The organism is Bacteroides parvus, from assembly GCF_017309675.2.
Lineage (GTDB): Bacteria > Bacteroidota > Bacteroidia > Bacteroidales > Bacteroidaceae > Bacteroides > Bacteroides uniformis.
Genome location: NZ_CP084680.1, coordinates 270,757 through 290,594 on the forward strand (window position 1 = coordinate 270,757; position 19,838 = coordinate 290,594).

Sequence of the window (19,838 nt, forward strand, 5' to 3'; positions counted from 1 at the left end):
AGAACTAAAAATATCTTTCTCGAAAAAAGAGAAACTGACGGCTCCCGAATGAAATTCATTCGAACGGAGGTTATATTTGCTTCTCATTTCCTGCGATTGCATAGTCTCTTTAAAATTTGTGCAAAGTAACGACTTATTTACGAAAAGAGCAAATTGTGGCATGTTTTTTTGCATAAAAGAAACGTCATCCTCCATAATAGAAGAACGACCGCCACCCGCAACCGAAATCTTTTTCCGAAAAATGCGATTCCATATAAAAAAGAAAGACTATACCTCAGTAAAGGCATTTGCAGATAAATATGAAGATTCTCCCCACCAAAACTTGCTTTTCTCGCCACGGAAACTTACCTTTGTGCCTATACAAAAATAGAACAAGGATTCTGTTTCTACAAACAAAGCCTTTATTCTTAAAAATAAAATTTCTATTCCTTGGAATAAAGGCTTTATTCTAAGATTTCTCCGCCACCAAAAGAACTTTGCTCCGCAGGGAAAAGGACTTTGCAACGAAGGAAAGAAAAGAAAGGAGAACGCAACAATGACCACACGCTACCAAATGAAAGAAATGCCCGACTTGCAAGGCACGGGCGAACCGATCACCTACCCCAAGATGGTGATGACCGGACAGACCAGCACGCGCGAACTGGCGGAATACATCGCCATGACCTCGGGATTCTCGAAAGGCGTAACCGAAGGAATCATCTGCGAGTTGGGCGAAGCCCTGGCCCACGAAATGGGAATGGGACGCTCGGTGAAGATAGAAGGATTGGGCGTATTTACCCCCGCACTGTCCATCTACCCCGACAAGGAACGCGAACAGCCCCAAGAAAGCACCACGAAGCGAAACGCACGGAGCATCTACGTAAGTGGCGTGAACTTCCGCACGGATAAAGCCTTGATTAGAGAAACCAACCATTGGTGCGAACTGGAACGTGCCTCCTGGAAACCCGCACACTCGTCGAAGAAATACACCCCCGAACAACGTCTGGCTCTGGCGCATCAGTATCTGGACAAACACGCCTTCCTTACTGTCAGCATCTACCGGCAACTGACCGGACTCGTCCGCTCCACCGCCACTGTGGAACTGCGTAAATGGGCCCACACTCCCGGCAGCGGAATCGATACAAGCGGCATCGGAAGCCATAAGGTGTACGTGAAAAGGAAAGAAAGCGTCATCCCTTGAGGTTTCGATAATTATAGGTATCTTTGCCAGCCCTAATGGCTTTTATACAATGAAGAAACTAAAAAATACATAATATGGCAAAAGAAAAAATCATCCTTACGGGCGACCGCCCCACAGGACGCCTGCACATAGGACACTATGTAGGCTCATTGAGAAGAAGAGTGGAACTGCAAAACTCCGGCTTGTACGACAAGACCTTCGTCTTCATCGCCGACGCACAAGCGCTGACGGACAATATGGAGAATCCAGAAAAGGTGCGCCAGAACGTCATCGAGGTGGCACTGGACTACCTGGCTTGCGGACTGGACCCGACGAAGAGCACCATCTTCATCCAATCCCAGATACCGGAACTCTGCGAGCTGACCTTCTACTACATGGACCTGGTGACCGTGAGCCGCCTGCAACGCAACCCGACGGTAAAGACCGAAATCCAGATGCGTAACTTCGAGACAAGCATCCCCGTAGGCTTCTTCACCTACCCCATCAGCCAGGCAGCGGACATCACCGCTTTCCGCGCCACCACCGTGCCCGTGGGCGAAGACCAGGAACCGATGATTGAACAAGCTCGTGAAATCGTACGCCGTTTCAACTATATATATGGTGAAACCCTTGTGGAACCGGAAATCCTGTTACCTGACAATGCAGCCTGCCTGCGCCTGCCGGGAACGGACGGCAAAGCCAAGATGAGCAAGAGCCTCGGCAACTGTATCTATCTTTCGGACTCTGCCGACGAAGTGCAGAAGAAAGTGAAGAGCATGTATACCGACCCCGACCACCTGCGTGTGCAAGACCCCGGAAAATTGGAAGGCAACACCGTATTCACTTACCTGGATGCTTTCTGCCGTCCGGAACACTTTAGTCTTTATCTGCCCGAATATCCGAATCTGGACGAACTGAAAGCCCACTATCAGCGTGGCGGTCTGGGCGATATGAAAGTGAAGAAGTTCCTCAACGAAATTATGCAAGAGACACTGGAGCCTATCCGCAACCGCCGCAAGGAGTTTGAAAAAGACATCCCTGCCATCTACGACATGCTGAAGAAAGGTTGCGAAACTGCCAGGGAAACTGCCGCCGCAACTTTGGATGATGTACGCAAGGCTATGAAGATAAACTACTTTGACGACGCGGAACTGATTGCAGAGCAAATAAAGAAATTTAGAGGGGAATAAGGGAAGAACACATAAGTTAATTAAGAAAAGGGGCATGCGTCACGGTAACGCATGCCCCTCGTCTTTTGTAGCTAGTAACTTGTAGCTTGTTTCTTTTATCCCGTCTCCTAGTTGGCTGATTTCACCAACACTACACGGTTCAGAATCGGTTGTCCGAACTTGTCGACACCACCACCGGCATCCACCTTCAGGCGGTCAGCAGGAATTCCGTATTGTTTTACCAATACATCGACCACGGCTTGTGCACGCTTTAAACTCAACTCTTTGTTGAATGCCGGTGTACCGGTTGCAGAGTCAGCATATCCGTTTACGGTGTAAGTGGCGTTCGGGAATTGCTTCATCTGATCTGCCAGATAAGACAAGTTCATTGCTTCACGCGGAGAAACTTCTGCAGAGCCAATCTTGAAGAATACGGTACGCGGTGCAATGTCCGGATCGGGAACAATCACTTCCGTTTCTGTAACTTCGGCCACCGGCTGGTTCTGTGCGGCAACCAGTGCATTCTGCAGCTGCTGGTTGGCAGCTCCCATCTCTGCAAGCTGTGCCTGCATGGCAGCCAGCTCTACCTGAGAAATCAACTGAGGCATCGGGCGACGGAATCCACGGGCGGGGAAACGGTATGTCAACCCTACTGTTGCACTCAGCACGCCATCATATCCATGATCGCCGCCAACTTCGCCATCGAACTTATCTTCAACGCCCATTGCGCTCAGCTCCAGGTTAATATCTATCGCATTCGAAATACGGAAGCGATTGATGATACCTGCGTTTACGGACAAAGCTTCGCGATGAGGCTTTGTGTAGTTGTGAGTGAACCCCGCACCTACATAAGGAATGATCTCATATACGCGGTGCTGGTTGTATCCTCCAAACAGCGCATTCAGATTGAACATCACATCTCCGTGCAGATTCATATAGTCGAAACGCTGTTTGTAGTAGCCGTCATCCATCTGAGTGCCTTTCACGTAGTCAGCACCTGCATCATACGTATATCCTCTTGCCTGAAGGCCGCTATATTGCAGACGTACTCCCAGTCCCGGGGTGAACCATTTGCCGATGGCAAAATTCAGCGTCGGACTGATACGCTTGCCAAAACTTCCTGCCTTATCATTATCTCCAAAAGTTGCTTCGGCACCACCGCCTATAGAGAAAAACCAATTACTCCAGAACGGATTAGTGATTACCTGATATTTATCCTGGACCTGGATAACACCAAACTCTTCCACAACTTCAGTCTTTTGCTGCGCCATGGCAACAGAAGACACCCCGGCCAAAGCCAGTAACATTAGAATCTTTTTCATATACCTTAAAATAGTTAAGTGGTTAATTAAACTCTTTATCATTCAAACTGTCTAATTAACGCCAACAGAACTAAAAGGTTCTGAATATTTGTACTTTTTTTGCCTTGATGCCAAAGAAAGCACTCTTCCTTATTTGGAGAAAAGCTTTTCTATGTCGTCTTCTTTAATGGTCGCCAGCACCGTCTTTCCGTCCGGAGTATAATTCGGGGATGGGCATGCAAACAGATTGTCCACGAGATTGGACATTTCCTCGTTGCTCAGCACTTGTCCATAAACGATGGCCGCAGCACGCGCCAAAGTCGATGCAAGAATTGTCTGTACCTCTTCCTTAACGTCATTCCCTTTTTCCATAGCAGTATGTACCATATTCCGGACCAATTCTACCGGGTTCAATCCCTCTATGCCCGAAGGTATGCCGTTGATGGCATAGCTGCCGCCACCCAGCGGACTCAAATCGAAGCCTACGGCCGACAAATCTTCCAATATACCGTCCAGCACGGCAGCTTCCGAAGCCGGCAACTGGATAATCTCTGGAAACAATACCCCCTGCGATACCCCTTGTTTCTGTCGAATCTGACTCATATAGCGGTCGAACAATACCCGGACATGCGCACGGTGCTGGTCTATCAGCATCAGACCCGATTTAACGGAAGTCAGAATAAAACGCCCCTTGAACTGAAAGTGTTGCGCTCCTTTCTCTACCGTTGCCTCATTGCCGTAGAAAGAGGCGCTTGCCTCGGAAGGAACCGTTTCCTGAAAATAAGAAACCCTCTCCTCCTCTCTTGGAGCCGTACCGGTAACCGTATCCTCTACAAAAGGCTCTTCCGCCATCGGCTCGTTCATCCTGCTAGCCTTTTCCAAACCGGAATAAAGCCCCTCCCACTCCACCTTGGGGCGCGAATAATTGCCACCGCCTCCATAGGAAGAAGTGGAAGACGTCTTGAAGGGATTGAAATCCGTGTTATAGTGTACCTTCGGAGGCTCTATCGGACGAGCCTGCTCGAATGCAGGAATATCCGGCATGTCCTCGGTATCAAAATCGATAGTAGGTATAGCGCTAAACTTGCCTAAGGATTCCTTGACCGCAGCCGATATAATCTGCCAGATAGCCTGCTCATTCTCGAACTTAATCTCCGTCTTCGTCGGATGGATGTTCACATCGATATTGGCAGGGTCTACCTCGAAATAAATAAAGTAGGAGATTTGCTCACCGGCAGGAATCAGATGCTCATAAGCGTCCATCACTGCTTTGTGAAAATAGGGGTGACGCATATAACGCCCGTTCACAAAAAAGTATTGGTGCGCTCCTTTCTTGCGCGAGGTTTCCGGCTTGGCAACAAAACCGGAAATCTTTATCATCGTCGTATTAACGTCTACGGACAGCAACTGCTGATTCAGTTTCTTTCCGAAAACTGCCATGATGCGTTGCCGCAAAGGCATTACCGGAAGATTGAACAATTCCGTATCATTACTATACAGATAGAAGGCTACCTCAGGATGCACCAGCGCTATACGCTCGAATTCCGTAAGGATATTGCTCAACTCCGTAGAGTTGGCTTTCAGGAATTTACGCCGGGCAGGAATATTGAAGAATAGGTTCTTGATGGAAAAATTGCTTCCCTTAGGGCAGGAAACGGCTTCCTGGCTCTCGACTTTAGAGCCGGCAATCAACAGTCGCGTCCCCAGCTCCTCGCTGGCTGGGCGTGTTTTCAACTCCACTTCAGCTACCGCAGCAATGGAAGCCAACGCTTCTCCACGGAAGCCCATGGTGCGTAGGGCAAACAAATCGGCAGCTTCGCGTATCTTTGAAGTCGCATGACGTTCAAAAGAAAGGCGCGCATCCGTTTCGGACATACCCTTCCCGTCATCAATCACCTGGATGCAGGTCTTGCCCGCATCGGTAATCAGCACATGTATTTCCTCTGCTTCGGCATCAATTGCATTTTCCACCAATTCTTTCACAACAGATGCCGGACGCTGAATCACCTCTCCGGCAGCAATCTGATTGGCAACCGAATCGGGCAGCAAATGAATGATATCGCTCATGATAATGTTTAATGATTAGGGATTAATGATTAATCATTATTAAATGATTCCGTTACTGATGGCATACCACAGATAAATCAACACAGCCATGACAACAAGGATTATGCCCAAATGCATCGGCTTACGTCCGCTCTCCTTGCGCCGCTTCAAGTGAGTTGTTCCTTCTATGAATTTGCCCCGTATATCCTCGGGCGAGAATTCCTTTTCCGGCAGCATACCCAGGTCACGCTTGGCGTTTTCTTCCATCTTCGCCAACTTCTCTTTCCGCTCATCCACATAGATATAGCTATGATTGAAGCCACGAGGCTTCCGCATTGCAAACATTCCCATGACGCTACTTATTATTTCGTTTAATATGCATATTCCTTGGCGAAGTTACAGGTTTCCGGTCACTTTTCTTCAATACTTCACCTGCTTTTTTAGCCCTCCACTCGAAGATATCCTCCTTGTTGAGCGGACGGATGTAGTCGAACCAGACAAAAGAAGGCAGCTTGCTCTTATCTGGTGGAATCTGGTCCAGAGGATAGGCTGTACCGGTAGTCTTTCCAACAAAGACTCCGCGCTCCATCCTTCTCTCCTTCAAGTACATTTTCAAAAGTCCGCCTTCCGAATAGTTCATCATAATCAGCGAACTGTCCTTCTCCTCTACCGGATAATACACCACCAGTACATTGCCGTTTACCTCCACCAGACGCATGTCTCCATCTATGAAGAAAGCCTTCATCTCCTTACCGGAAACTTGGTTATAGTGAATACTGTCCTTTTTCTCTACCGTCAGGGCCTGGTTGATGATATGCGCCCAGTCGATGGTACTATCGTTCATGTAAATTTTAATTTCCTCGCCCAACAACTGCTGTTCCCCGTGCCACAAAATAGGGTCGGTATACATCGTCATGCAAGAGTCCTTGGAATTATACACCAACGAATCGCATACGGCCTGCACATCCGTGCGATAAGCACGCACCTTATGATAGGCACGCATCTCCCGGTACATGGAATCGGTATTCATATGGTAGGTAATCAGCCTCAAAGTATCACCGTGCATGAACAGACTGTCGCCCTGCGAATAGTCGACAGCTACGGCACGTTTGGTGGCAACGGCGCTTCTGGTCAGTTCGTTGTAGAAACAGTAGTCGCCAGTCAACATGTTCCGGTTGACCGTATCATTCATCTGTACATTGTCAAAAGCCTCGCCGTATCCCAAGATGCGGTCGTAGAAAAGGCTGTCACCGGTCAGTTTCTTGCCTTCGTTAGTCAGTACGGAACGGTCGAGCAGTTCTGCCTGCTCAGTAGTCGTATTGTACACGCCACGTTCGGAATAAATATGATTTTGATCACTCACAATGTCGGAGGGTCCTAAAATTGTGGCAATCTTAGTAGCTGTACTATACTTCAAGGTATCCGAAGTCAAAACAAACTTCGGGTTGACCAGCTTCACGTCGTGGTTGAAGACAGCCAACTTAGTGGCAGGGCTATATTCTCCCCACTCGGAAGTCAGCACATTATCCTCGTCGGTCAGCGTACCGCCTTCGAAGTAATAGCCCAAATCGTACAGACGGTCATAGTTCAAACTGTCAGTTGTCAGCACCGTATTACGATTTATCATACGTACATTCTCACGCAGCATGGCCAACTGCGACATGCCGTCATAATACAGATAGTCTCCATAGATAAACAAGGTGTCGCCCTGCTCCATACGCACATTGCCGAATGCCTCCACAGAATTTATCTTTTCGAATATCAGCGCACTGTCACAGAACATGTACATACTGTCATGCTTCATCCTCACCGAGCCGATGAGTACCTGCACATCAGGACGCAACTGTTTGTCCGCCTGCGCCTCATCTGCGTACAACAAATCGACGCGCGTCTTCTTCTTTTCCGGCGTCTCCGTCTTTTTCTGTTCAATTGAGTCCACTTTCTTCTTCTCCGGTGCACCAGTACTCTTCTTCTTGTCCTGCGCACTCAGCAGACAGATGCCAAACAAGCATAGAATACCTACCAGGAGGTATCTATGCTTGTTCAGGAAATGATTTTTTGTATTCTTCTTTTGCATACAAATCTATGTAAATCCTTCCGGATTATTCTTTAATCCAGCCCGGATACTTGAACGTACAGTTATTCTTCCAATTATCCTTGATACGGACATACGTGTGCTTCTGCTTCTCACGAATCCACTTGTCCAGCACTTCGTCGCGGCGTTTTTCCAACACAATCTCTTTCAAGTTCTGATAGTCATCGGCAATGGTAGCCTTGTGTCCCATCGTACGGCTCTTCAGCTTCACAATCACGCACTCTTCCTTTCCGGTCTTTTGCGGAATCATGGTGAAGGCTTCGGAGATTTCGCCCACTTTCATCTTATCCACCACCTTGGCTATTTCAGGGGGAAGTTCCTGCATCTCAAAACGGGAAGTGTTCGTATTAGGATTCGGCAACAAACCATGATTGTTGCGCGTATCCTTATCCTGCGAAAGCACGGAGGCAGCCTCTTCAAAAGAGAATTTGTTATTGCGGATATCATCAGCAATAGAGTCCAAACGGGCACAACCGGCAGCCAGAGCTTCTTCCGGAATATGCGGTTTCAACAGAATGTGGCGTGTTTTAATACGGTCACCGCGCTTCTCTATCAACTGAATGATATGGAAACCATATTCAGACTCTACAATCTTGGAAACCTTGCTGGGGTCTTGCAAGTTGAAAGCCACATTGGCATAAGCGGGGTCCAGCATACCGCGTCCTGAGAATTCAATCTCACCGCCACGCATGGCCGAACCACGGTCCTCAGAGTACAGACGAGCCAACATGGAAAAGCTTTCACCCTTATTGACACGGTCGGTATACTCACGCAAACGTCTCTTTACATCTTCTATTTCCTCCAAAGGGACCTTAGGCTGCTGAGTGATAATCTGCACCTCCACCTGGGTAGGGATATAAGGAATGCTGTCCTGCGGCAAATCCTTGAAGTAACGGCGCACCTCGGCCGGAGTTATCTTAATCTCGCCCACCAGTTTCTGCTGCATCTTCTGAACCTTCAATCCTTCACGGGCATTCTCGCGCAGCGTTTCACGAATCTGGCTGGAAGTCTTGTTGAAGTATTCCTCCATTTTCTCGCGCGAACCGATATTGGCGATATACATATTCGTCATATAGTCCACACGCTGGATAACCTCACTCTCGGATACTTCGATACTGTCGAGGGCAGCCTGATGAAGATACAGTTTCTGCACGGCTATCTCCTCAGGTATCACGCAATAAGGGTCACGGTCAAATTTACGTCCTTCATACAATGCACTCATGCGTGCCTCTTCCACTTCGGACTTCAGTATAGCCTCGTCACCTACTACCCACACTACCTCGTCAATCACGTTGTCTTGTCCATAAACGGTAGAACCGACTAATAGCGTCAAGGCAAATAAAATTACAAACTTAAAGTTCATACACTGTTTCATTCTTGGTGTCTTATTCTAAATAATATTTAATCTTGTCTCTTTTCACCGCCCGTTGGTACAAATCATCCTTCACTTGCTTCATGAATTCCACCTGCTTCACGTTCAGCAGCATATCCTTCACTTGCCTACGGGCAAACTCATAGGGTTCCTGCTCTCCCACCGGGCGATAATCGCTCACATTCAGGAAATAATGGAAAGCTGTATCCTTCAGCTCTACATGGCGATTCTTGTCCAGATACTCGTCCACATCAGAAACCTTCAAGGGCAGCATATCCAGTACTTCCGATACCTGCACCCATTTATCATAAAAATACTCATACTTCACAGCATTCTGCAGACTGTACTTTTCCAGATGTTCCACCGCCTCACGGGTTTCCATCTTGTACCAGCGACGAACATTGCCCAGCTGTGGGGCTGTCAAAGGAACTTTGATGAACAAGCCTTTCATCAACGGACGTTCCACTTTGAAGAGCGCCTGATTCTTCTCGTAATACTCCGTCAAGTCTTGTTCTGAAATCTCCTCTGATAGTCGCTGATGTATTAAAGCCTGCTGATAGGTATGCATTATCAATGCTTTGCGATAATTCTCCACAAGTTTATCAATCTCACCGTTATTGGGAATATTGCTCTGCGCTTTATCGTACAACAAAATATCTTCCACCCAATTACGGATATAATGTTCTGCAAACAACAGACTGTCGTCTTTGGACAAACCGGTCGGAAGTACCGATTGCAAATCTTCCCGGTAAAGGAAATTGCCGTCCAACTCCACTAACGGTGTCCGCCCTTTATGGTCGTGCCGCTCGCTGCACGCCGCACAGAGAAGGAAAATTAAAAGCCCAAAGCAGGTTGTTCGCATCACCAACTGATATTTACTTCGTTTTGAGGTACGAAGATAGTGTTTTAATCGGTTGCATCAGTGATTATTAACGGTTTTTAAAACCTCTTGGTCAATTTCAACCTTACCGGCAGCACGCAACTTTGCCACCCAATGCGTTTCCAAATAGTTCCGATAAGCGGTTACGAGCGGCTCTCGCACCTCTTGCCAACTGTCCGGTCCCTTCTGCTTACGACCTTGTACAGCAGTAAAGGGAAATGACAAAACCGGAGTCGCATCCTTCCTTTTAAACACCAAATCATCCACATATGCATTATCACCGGGGGCAAATAATCCTTGCTCTGCCTGCACCTTGGGAGTATCGCCGGCATTGAAAGTGAGACGGATGGCATCCATCCACTCCTCTTCCGGAATCAGTTTCAGAAATTTCCGTACTTGCTTCGCCACTCGCTTGGTAGTACAATGCAGCACAATACCCCTATAACGCGGTTCGTCCCAATGGAAGTCCGAACGGTGCGCCTCAAAATATGCTTTCAATCCCGCTTCATCCACCACACTCCTCTTTCCCACTTCACGGTCAGTGATTTCGGCAAGCAACATGCTGTCACGATGCCCCTGCACCAACGCACAAAATTCGGGATGCTTCCATTCCAGACGGGAGTTTTCATAGTCCAGAATCGTTTTTACTGTAAAAGCCTCCAACTGTCTGCGCATCCCTGCCGGATAAGCAGCGGCAAATCCGACAAATTCTTTTCCACCGTATGCCTTGCCATCCAATGTAAACAATGTACGGGAAGTGCTTCCTTTAGCCAGCAGTTCGTCGATACCGGCTTTATCCGGCATATAGTGATACTCTTTCTTCAGTTTCTCCACAAAAGCCCGCGTTCCTTTATCCATTCCATGACGACGGGTTTGACAACGGATGATTTTGTCCTTCATCCTCTCAAAAGGAAGGATTTCCTGCTGTTCGAGTACTTTCACGATATGAATGCCCTGAGGAGTGAGGAACGGACGAGAAATCTCTCCGGCATTCAACCCGAATACAATATCCTCAAACTCCGCCGGCATCTGCAGCCAACCCACCCAAAACGCTTTCTTCTCATCGGAAAATTGCTCGACGCAAGCATCGAAAGACGGCGTACTTTCCCCTTCCTTTGCAAGAGCCCTATAGATAGAATCCATCCTAAACTCCACCTCACGCAAGGTATGACCGGAAATATTCTGGGGGAGATATTTAAAAATATGCTTCACATATACCCGACCTGCACGCCGGTCGGATTTCATCTTGTCATAGTACTGCCGTGCCGCCTGCTCTGCCGTCTTCTCATCTGTCAGGTATGATTTAATCAGACAACGGCGATATTCATCCTGCTCCTTCTGAAAGACACAGGAAGTATCCAATCCCGCAACTTCGGCAGCCTCTATTTTCAGCCTGAAGTCTATAAACTTATTCACATATACATCCAATGCCTTCCGACCTGCACCGACAGAGGTACCGTCCTTATTATAGCTACGTTCGAATTCAGAACGGAGGACCTCCTTTCCATTGATACGCATCAATACCGGATCGTCCTGAGCTGAAACAGCCAATCCGAACCCAAGGAAGACAAACACCCAAAGCAATCTAACCATAAGCACCATCCGTTCTTTTTATACGGCTGCAAATATAAACAAAATGCCCGGAAAGCGGCAATCTCTCTCCGGGCATTCACTATTATTTTGTTATTATCTTACTCAGGACGGCTATAGTTCGGAGCCTCACTGGTTATAGATACATCGTGCGGATGACTTTCGAGTACACCTGCATTAGTAATGCGGGTAAACTTGGCATCGTGCAGTTTCTCTATATTGGCTGCACCGCAATATCCCATACCGGCACGCAGACCGCCAACCAACTGATAAATCACCTCATACAAAGTGCCTTTATAAGGAACGCGGGCGGCAATGCCCTCCGGAACCAATTTCTTCACATCACTGGTACCGCTTTGGAAGTAGCGGTCCTTGGAACCATTTTCCATAGCTTCCAGCGATCCCATACCCCGATAAGACTTGAACTTACGACCGTTGAAAATAATCGTATCGCCCGGAGACTCTTCCGTTCCGGCAACCAGCGAACCGATCATCACGCTGTAACCACCGGCAGCCAACGCCTTCACTACGTCGCCCGAATAACGCAAACCGCCATCAGCAATCAAAGGAATACCCGTGCCCTTCAGTGCCTTTGCCACATCATAAACGGCAGACAACTGGGGAACACCCACACCGGCAACTACACGGGTAGTACAGATGGAACCCGGACCGATGCCCACCTTTACTCCATCAGCACCAGCCTCGACCAATGCCTTCGCAGCTTCACCGGTAGCAATATTACCAACAACAATGTCAATATGAGGGAAATGTTCTTTGGCCTCTTTCAATTTTTCAATAACCCCTTTAGAATGTCCGTGAGCCGTATCAATGACAATGGCATCCGCCCCTGCATCCACCAAAGCCCGCATGCGCTCCAAAGTGTCATTCGTCACTCCCACTCCGGCAGCAACGCGCAGACGACCTTTGCTATCCTTGCACGCCATAGGTTTATCCTTTGCCTTGGTAATATCCTTATAGGTAATCAGACCTACCAATTTGTTGTCTTTATCCACTACCGGCAACTTCTCGATTCTATGTTCTTGCAGAATTTGAGAAACAGCCTCCATATCCGTCGTAGGATTGGTAGTAATGATGTTCTCCTTGGTCATCACCTCGTCGATACGCTTATTCATATCTTTCTCAAAACGAAGGTCACGATTGGTAACAATACCTACCAAATATCTTTCATCATCTACCACCGGAATACCACCAATCTTGTATTCAGCCATCAAAGCCAGCGCATCAGCCACCGTAGAACCTCTCTTGATAGTTACCGGGTCATAAATCATACCGTTTTCGGCACGCTTCACAATAGCTACCTGACGTGCCTGCTCCTCAATGGACATATTCTTATGAATAACTCCGATACCACCTTCACGGGCAATGGCAATAGCCATCTTCGCTTCGGTAACCGTATCCATGGCAGCAGTTACAAACGGGATTTTTAACTCAATGTTTCGTGAAAACTTAGTCGAGAGTTCGACAGTTTTGGGCAAGACTTCAGAATAAGCGGGGATTAACAGTACGTCGTCATAAGTTAATCCATCCATTACAATCTTATCAGCAATAAATGACATAGGGCTATGCGTTTAAAATTTATTGCGTGCAAATATACGGTTTTTATTCCATTCCGTATACTTGCACGCAACATTTTTTTCTTTTTTATCAACTAAAGCCAATCAATTTGCCATCTCTGAAATAAACTTGATGCGTACCAAACGTACCTCTTCTTCCGTAAAGTCATCACCCAATTCATCCAGAGCATCGTCAATCTTATCAGTGGTAGATTCCTTGAAATAATCATAGATATCCAGCAAGTGGTCTTCATCCATAATATCCTCCAAGAAATAGTCAATATTCAATTTCGTTCCGGAGTAAACGATAGCTTCTATCTCATCCAGTAACTCTTCAAACTCAATACCCTTTGACATGGCAATGTCATCCAACGCCACCTTACGGTCAATAGCCTGAATGATGGCCACCTTCATTTTTGACTTATTAGCTACAGTACGCACACGCAAGTCCTCAGGACGTTCAATCTCATTCTCTTCACAGTGACGCTTAATGAGTTTGCAGAATTCCTCGCCGTAGCGTTTTGCCTTTCCGGCTCCTACACCCGGTATGTTCTGCAACTCGTCCAAAGTCACCGGATATATGGTCGCCATTGCTTCCAAAGACGGATCCTGGAAAATAACATAAGGAGGCACTTCCAACTTCTTGGACAACTTCTTTCGTAAGTCCTTCAACATGGAGTACAATGCCGGGTCTACCGCACACGCACCGCCTCCACGTGCAGGTGCTTCTTCTTCCACATCCTCAAAGTCATTGTCTTCCACTATCTTGAATGATTTAGGATGTTTAAGGAACTTCCTACCGTCATCCGTCACTTTCAGCAAGCCATAGTTTTCGACATCCTTACTCAGATAGCCGGCAATAAGCGCCTGACGGATCACAGCATTCCACGTTTTGTCTTCTTCGCCCATGCCAGAGCCGAATACTTCGAGATCTTCGTGCAGATGCGCCTGCACTTCTGAAGTTTCCTTACCTTGTATTATGTCTATAATATAGTCCGCTTTAAAATTTTCTTTCACCGCGAGAACAGCTTCAATCACGGTACACAATAATTCTTGAGCTTCCACTTGTTTTTTCGGATTTAAACAGTTGTCACAATTACCACAATTTTCTTCCATATATTCTTCGCCGAAGTAATGAAGCAACGCCTTTCGGCGGCATACGGAAGATTCGGCATACGCAGCAGTCTCCAGCAGAAGCTGCTTGCCAATTTCCTGCTCTGCTACAGGTTTGCCTTGCATAAACTTCTCGAGCTTCTGCAAGTCTTTATTGGTATAGAAAGTAATACACTGCCCTTCTCCTCCATCTCTTCCGGCACGTCCGGTCTCCTGATAATATCCTTCCAGACTTTTGGGTATATCATAATGGATGACATAGCGCACATCCGGTTTGTCAATCCCCATACCAAAAGCAATGGTAGCTACAATCACATCAATTTTTTCCATCAGGAAATCATCCTGGTTCTGTGTTCGTGTAGCCGAATCCATTCCAGCATGATAGGCACGGGCATTGATTCCGTTTGCCTGCAGGATTTCAGCAAGTTCCTCCACTTTCTTCCGACTCAGGCAATAGATAATGCCTGACTTTTCGGGATTGTTCTTAATGAACTTGATGATGTCCCGGTCTACATTTGCAGTCTTGGGACGTACCTCATAATAAAGATTCGGGCGGTTGAACGATGACTTGAACACCTGCGCATCCACCATACCCAGATTCTTCTGGATGTCATGTTGCACTTTCGGTGTGGCCGTCGCAGTCAACGCTATCAGAGGGGCTTTTCCTATTTCATTGATAATGGGACGGATACGGCGATACTCAGGACGGAAGTCATGGCCCCATTCAGAGATACAATGGGCTTCGTCCACGGCATAGAACGAAATCTTCACCGTTTTCAGAAACTCCACATTCTCTTCCTTCGTCAGTGATTCCGGAGCCACATACAACAGCTTTGTCTTACCACTGAGTATGTCAGACCGAACCTGGTCTATCGCACTCTTGTTTAGGGAAGAATTGATGAAGTGGGCTATCCCATCCTCTTCGCTGAAGTTACGCATCGCATCGACCTGATTCTTCATCAAGGCAATCAGAGGAGAAATCACGATACCCGTGCCCTCCATCAACAAGGACGGCAGTTGGTAGCACAAAGATTTTCCACCACCGGTAGGCATCAACACGAATGTATCATTACCCGCCAACAGATTCTCTATGATTGCTTCCTGATTTCCTTTAAATGTATCGAACCCGAAGTATTTCTTCAGCTGGTCTGTCAAATTAATCTTCTTCCCTGCCATGATTCATTAGGTTGTTGTTTATTGAGTTAACTTTTAATAGTGGTACTCCGCCATGTTTTCACAAAGCACCCTAACAAAGTTATAAACAACTTCTTAAATTTCAAGCATAATCCATCGAATATTTTTCAATAAAAAGCAAAATAGTCGGTTTTACCCCGTATTACCATCTGATTCTTAAGCACTTTGCAGTCGTGCCATATTTGCCTTTTCAAGCTGGCGCTTGGCGTAGTCCAACGTCACAACAAAATGCCCCTTCTGTTCTGACGGAATTTCGAACATGGCATCCATCATAATTGTCTCCACAATGGAACGCAAGCCGCGGGCCCCCAACTTATATTCTACTGCTTTATCCACGATATATTCAAATACAGCATCTTCAAAAGTCAGCTTCACATTGTCCATCTCAAACAGTTTGATGTATTGCTTGATGATGGAATTCTTCGGTTCCGTAAGAATGGAGCGCAATGCCGCACGGTCTAACGGATTCAGATAAGTCAGCACCGGAAGGCGGCCGATAATCTCGGGAATCAGTCCGAACGACTTCAAATCCTGCGGAGCAATGTACTGCATCATGTTGCTCTTATCAATGGTTGCCGTATTGCGTACAGCACTATACCCGACAACATGTGTATTCAGCCGCTGGGCAATCTTCTTTTCAATGCCATCAAAAGCCCCACCGCAAATGAACAGAATATTCTTGGTATTGACCGGAATCATTTTCTGGTCGGGATGTTTGCGCCCACCCTGGGGAGGAACATTCACCACAGAACCTTCCAGCAATTTCAGCAATCCCTGCTGCACGCCTTCACCACTCACATCACGCGTTATGGAAGGATTATCACCCTTGCGTGCTATTTTGTCTATCTCATCAATAAACACAATGCCTTGCTCTGCCTCGGGTACGTTATAATCCGCCACCTGGAGCAGACGCGTCAAAATGCTTTCAATGTCCTCGCCTACATAACCTGCCTCTGTCAGAACTGTTGCATCTACAATAGTAAAAGGAACACGCAGCAACTTGGCGATAGTACGCGCCAATAACGTCTTTCCCGTACCAGTACTGCCTACCATGATGATGTTCGATTTTTCAATCTCCACATCATCACCGCCGTCCTTCTGGAGCAGGCGTTTGTAATGGTTATACACCGACACAGACAAGAAACGCTTGGCATCGTCCTGACCAATGACATATTGGTCGAGGAACTTCTTTATTTCTACGGGTTTAGGAAGTTCTTTCAGATTCAGCTTCGTGGCACTTGCCTTCTTGCCAGCCCCCAAAGCCTCTTGAGTAATTTCATAAGCCTGGGTGGCGCAACTGTCGCAGATATAGCCATTCATCCCCGTTATGAGAAATCCGACTTCATCTTCTGTGCGGCCGCAAAAGCTACATCTATTTTTATTTTTTCTTGAATCTGCCATATTATTTTTTAATCAAAACCTCATCTACCATACCATATTCTTTGGCTTCCTGGGCTGTCATCCAGTAGTCACGGTCAGAATCCGCCCATACCTTGTCAAAGGGAGTGTGGGAGTGGTCAGCGATAATAGTATAAAGTTCTTTCTTCAGCTTTTGGATCTCACGTGCCGTGATTTCAATATCCGAAGCCTGCCCCTGGGCACCTCCCATCGGCTGGTGTATCATCACCCGGGAGTGGGTCAATGCGGAGCGTTTGCCTTCAGCACCGGCAACCAGCAGTACGGCTGCCATACTTGCAGCCATACCTGTACAGATAGTAGCCACATCACTGCTGATGAACTGCATGGTATCATAAATACCCAGACCGGCATATACTGAACCGCCCGGCGAATTGATATAGATGGAAATATCCTTGCCCGGATCCACCGAATCCAGATAAAGCAACTGAGCCTGCAAAGTATTGGCCGTATAGTCATCAACCTGCGTACCGAGGAAGATGATGCGGTCCATCATCAGACGGGAAAACACGTCCAACTGTGTTACATTGAGCTGGCGTTCCTCGAGGATATAGGGATTTAAATAGCTGGCTTGTGATTTAATCACATCGTCCAGTACCAAACTGTTCATACCAAGATGCTTGGTAGCGTATTTTCTAAAATCATCCATTTCTTTCTATTTTTTTAATTTATAAGGATACAAAGAAACAAAAAAGAACACAGAGACACAAAAAAACACAGAGTTATAGTTTGTCAAACTCTGTGTTTCTTTATAAATTTTAGCCGTAGGCTCACATTGCTCTTACGCAAACATCTTATTGAACTCTTCAGCAGAAACATTCTTGTGCTCCAGTTCCACCTGAGACTTCAATGCTGTAGCCAATTTAGATTCAACCACACGATTAACCAAGCCTTCTACACTCTCTTTCTTCTTAAGCATTTCCTTTGAGTAATTCTCCAGGATTTCTTCAGGTACACTCATCATACCATATTGTGCAAACTGTGCGCGAGTAGCTTCCTTAGCCATGTTTGTGATATCTTCCTGCTCAACCTTGATATCATTGGCTTTCACCAGCTGTTCTTTAATCAGGTGCCAAGTCAGCTCTTCGATGCTCTTGTCATAGTTGTCCTCTACAAAGCTTTCTTCCTTGTCAGGATTGTTCAGACGCATAATGCGCTTCAGTAATGCATCCGGGAATTCCAACTTGCCTACTTTCTCAGTCAGCATCTTACGTGCGTCAATCAAGAACTTATAGTCACTGTCTGCCACGAACTGGTTAGCAATAACTTCCTTCACTTTGGCACGGAATTCCTCTTCCGTTTTCACATTGCCTTCGCCAAATACCTGATCGAAAATTTCCTGAGTCAAGTCACCCGGAACGAAGCGTGTGATTTCTTCTACCTGGAAGCTGAAATTGGATTTCACTTCGGGAGCAGCTTCCTTGTCAATCTTCAATAAAGAAGACAATTCGGCAACATTTCCGTCCCAAGCAGTATTCGGGTTGAATACAAGCACATCATTCACTTTTGCACCAGCAAAAATAGCTTTCTGTTCATCATTCTTCATGTACGAAGGCATCATTACAGCGCCTTCCACCTGAATGCCACCCTCTTTGGTATTACCTTCTTCATCCAGTTCAGCAAGCAAACCTTTCAGCATGTCATTGTCCTCGTAAACGTCTACCTTGTCATACTTGCCGTTACGTTGAGTATAAGCCTTGACCTGGTTATCCACCATCTCGTCTGTAACCTCAATAGTATAGTAATCTACCTTATCTTTTGCACTGACTTCTGCTTTAAATTCCGGAGCCAAAGCAATATCAAACAGGAATTCGAACTCTTCCATAGTATCGAAATCTATTTCCTGCTGCTTGTCTTCGTTGGGCAAAGGCTCGCCCAATATATTTACCTTATTGTCCTGGATATACTTATATACTGTTTCTGAAAGCAGTTTGTTCACCTCTTCGGCCAATGCAGACTTACCATACATTTTCTTAACCAGGCTCATAGGAACCATTCCCTTACGGAAACCGGGAATCTGTGCCTTCTGACGGAAGCTCTTCAACGATTTGTCTACTTTTTCCTGATAATCTGCTTTCTCAAGCTTTACAGTAAGCAGTGCGCTTACTTTGTCAATGTTTTGTAATGAAACGTTCATTCTGACAATTATTTATTTGATTTATACTTTGTTCCATATCTCAAATGAGCGTGCAAAATTAGCGTTATTCTTTCAATTATCAAAAGAACATTGCCGATTTATTTCAGTTTAATTCTTGGATAGAGCGGTAGAAGAGCCCAACAATCGGGCTGACAACAGAGGAAGTTTACTGGAAAGATACTCGAGGAAAAGACGATGATAAACCGAATCGTCCGGTTTCTATGAGGAGAAACGAGAGTTGCCCGAAGACACGACAATCCACAAAAATAATTAAAGAAAAACATTGTTTATCCGAATTTTATGCGTTTCTTTGTCGCGGAATGATGGCGCATTAGTTTTTCGATTTCCATTACATGGTTTTTACTTCCGTTTTCAAGAACGCTTTTGTAAACTCTCTGTCGTTGTAATCCATTTATTATTCAGCCTTCCTTCCAAGAGAGTTTTATTCATTATATTTATTTTATCATTTTCATTATGAACATTTATGTTGGAAACCTTAACTACCGCGTTAAGGAGAATGACCTGCAGAAGGCAATGGAAGATTACGGCACAGTATCTTCTGTAAAATTTATCAATGACCGCACCACCGGACGTTTCAGAGGCATCGCTTTTGTAGAAATGGAAGATGACGCTGCTGCAGCTAAAGCTATTGCCGAACTAGACGGTGCTGAATTCTTCGGCCGCCAGATGGTAGTGAAAGAAGCAAGACCTCCAAAATATTAATCATAGAGATTTAAGGAGAAATGAAAAAGACCACTGAATGAGTGGTCTTTTTTTATTTCTATCAATGGC

At 46.2% G+C, this 19,838-nt stretch carries 15 protein-coding genes; 3 read left to right on the forward strand and 12 right to left on the reverse strand.

The features are described 5' to 3' along the window. Nucleotides 1-535 precede the first annotated feature (535 nt). Together JXR92_RS01105 and trpS are read left to right on the forward strand one after the other, a co-directional pair. A complete protein-coding gene (locus JXR92_RS01105; protein ID WP_117600779.1) occupies nt 536-1,180 on the forward strand; it encodes an HU family DNA-binding protein in 645 nt (214 codons plus the stop codon). A 74-nt stretch (nt 1,181-1,254) separates the two neighbouring features. Further along, entirely contained in the window at nt 1,255-2,349 is a 1,095-nt protein-coding gene (trpS, locus tag JXR92_RS01110; RefSeq protein ID WP_138344876.1) for a tryptophan--tRNA ligase, read from the forward strand. A gap of 107 nt (nt 2,350-2,456) precedes the next feature. Here trpS and JXR92_RS01115 read toward each other — a convergent pair whose 3' ends face one another. From JXR92_RS01115 to tig, 12 genes are all read right to left on the reverse strand, one after another. Beyond that, the gene (locus JXR92_RS01115) at nt 2,457-3,650 is read right to left on the reverse strand and encodes an OmpA family protein (protein ID WP_035458168.1); all 1,194 of its coding nucleotides are present in this window, start codon (nt 3,648-3,650) and stop codon (nt 2,457-2,459) included. A 129-nt stretch (nt 3,651-3,779) separates the two neighbouring features. After that, a complete protein-coding gene (gene mutL / locus JXR92_RS01120; protein ID WP_117600777.1) occupies nt 3,780-5,696 on the reverse strand; it encodes a DNA mismatch repair endonuclease MutL in 1,917 nt (638 codons plus the stop codon). A 39-nt stretch (nt 5,697-5,735) separates the two neighbouring features. Then, the gene (locus JXR92_RS01125) at nt 5,736-6,026 is read right to left on the reverse strand and encodes a hypothetical protein (RefSeq protein WP_016274449.1); all 291 of its coding nucleotides are present in this window, start codon (nt 6,024-6,026) and stop codon (nt 5,736-5,738) included. Nucleotides 6,027-6,030: 4 nt separating this feature from the next. Next, nucleotides 6,031-7,752, reverse strand: coding sequence for an OstA-like protein (locus tag JXR92_RS01130; RefSeq protein ID WP_138344874.1), 1,722 nt, complete (start codon nt 7,750-7,752; stop codon nt 6,031-6,033). 25 nt (nt 7,753-7,777) lie between these two features. Then, on the reverse strand, nt 7,778-9,145 hold the full coding sequence (locus tag JXR92_RS01135; RefSeq protein ID WP_117600775.1) for a peptidylprolyl isomerase: 1,368 nt from the start codon (nt 9,143-9,145) through the stop codon (nt 7,778-7,780). 10 nt (nt 9,146-9,155) lie between these two features. Next, the gene (locus tag JXR92_RS01140; RefSeq protein WP_138344872.1) at nt 9,156-10,004 is read right to left on the reverse strand and encodes a peptidylprolyl isomerase; all 849 of its coding nucleotides are present in this window, start codon (nt 10,002-10,004) and stop codon (nt 9,156-9,158) included. A 57-nt stretch (nt 10,005-10,061) separates the two neighbouring features. Then, a complete protein-coding gene (locus JXR92_RS01145; RefSeq protein ID WP_138344870.1) occupies nt 10,062-11,624 on the reverse strand; it encodes a peptidylprolyl isomerase in 1,563 nt (520 codons plus the stop codon). A gap of 89 nt (nt 11,625-11,713) precedes the next feature. Beyond that, nucleotides 11,714-13,189 carry an IMP dehydrogenase gene (guaB, locus tag JXR92_RS01150; RefSeq protein WP_117600772.1) on the reverse strand — a complete coding sequence of 492 codons (1,476 nt, stop codon included), beginning with the start codon at nt 13,187-13,189 and terminating at the stop codon, nt 11,714-11,716. Between the two features lie 102 nt (nt 13,190-13,291). Then, complete coding sequence (gene recQ / locus JXR92_RS01155; RefSeq protein ID WP_117600771.1) at nt 13,292-15,475, reverse strand: DNA helicase RecQ; 2,184 nt, start codon at nt 15,473-15,475, stop codon at nt 13,292-13,294. A 174-nt stretch (nt 15,476-15,649) separates the two neighbouring features. Continuing rightward, on the reverse strand, nt 15,650-16,894 hold the full coding sequence (clpX, locus tag JXR92_RS01160) for an ATP-dependent Clp protease ATP-binding subunit ClpX (protein WP_117600770.1): 1,245 nt from the start codon (nt 16,892-16,894) through the stop codon (nt 15,650-15,652). Between the two features lies 1 nt (nt 16,895). Further along, nucleotides 16,896-17,558, reverse strand: a complete 663-nt coding sequence (clpP, locus tag JXR92_RS01165; protein WP_117600769.1) for an ATP-dependent Clp endopeptidase proteolytic subunit ClpP — start codon at nt 17,556-17,558, stop codon at nt 16,896-16,898. A 132-nt stretch (nt 17,559-17,690) separates the two neighbouring features. Next, a complete protein-coding gene (gene tig / locus JXR92_RS01170) occupies nt 17,691-19,046 on the reverse strand; it encodes a trigger factor (protein ID WP_117600768.1) in 1,356 nt (451 codons plus the stop codon). Nucleotides 19,047-19,520: 474 nt separating this feature from the next. On the opposite strand from tig, the gene JXR92_RS01175 reads away from it, so the two are divergent. Next, the gene (locus tag JXR92_RS01175) at nt 19,521-19,769 is read left to right on the forward strand and encodes an RNA recognition motif domain-containing protein (protein WP_117600767.1); all 249 of its coding nucleotides are present in this window, start codon (nt 19,521-19,523) and stop codon (nt 19,767-19,769) included. Nucleotides 19,770-19,838 lie beyond the last annotated feature (69 nt).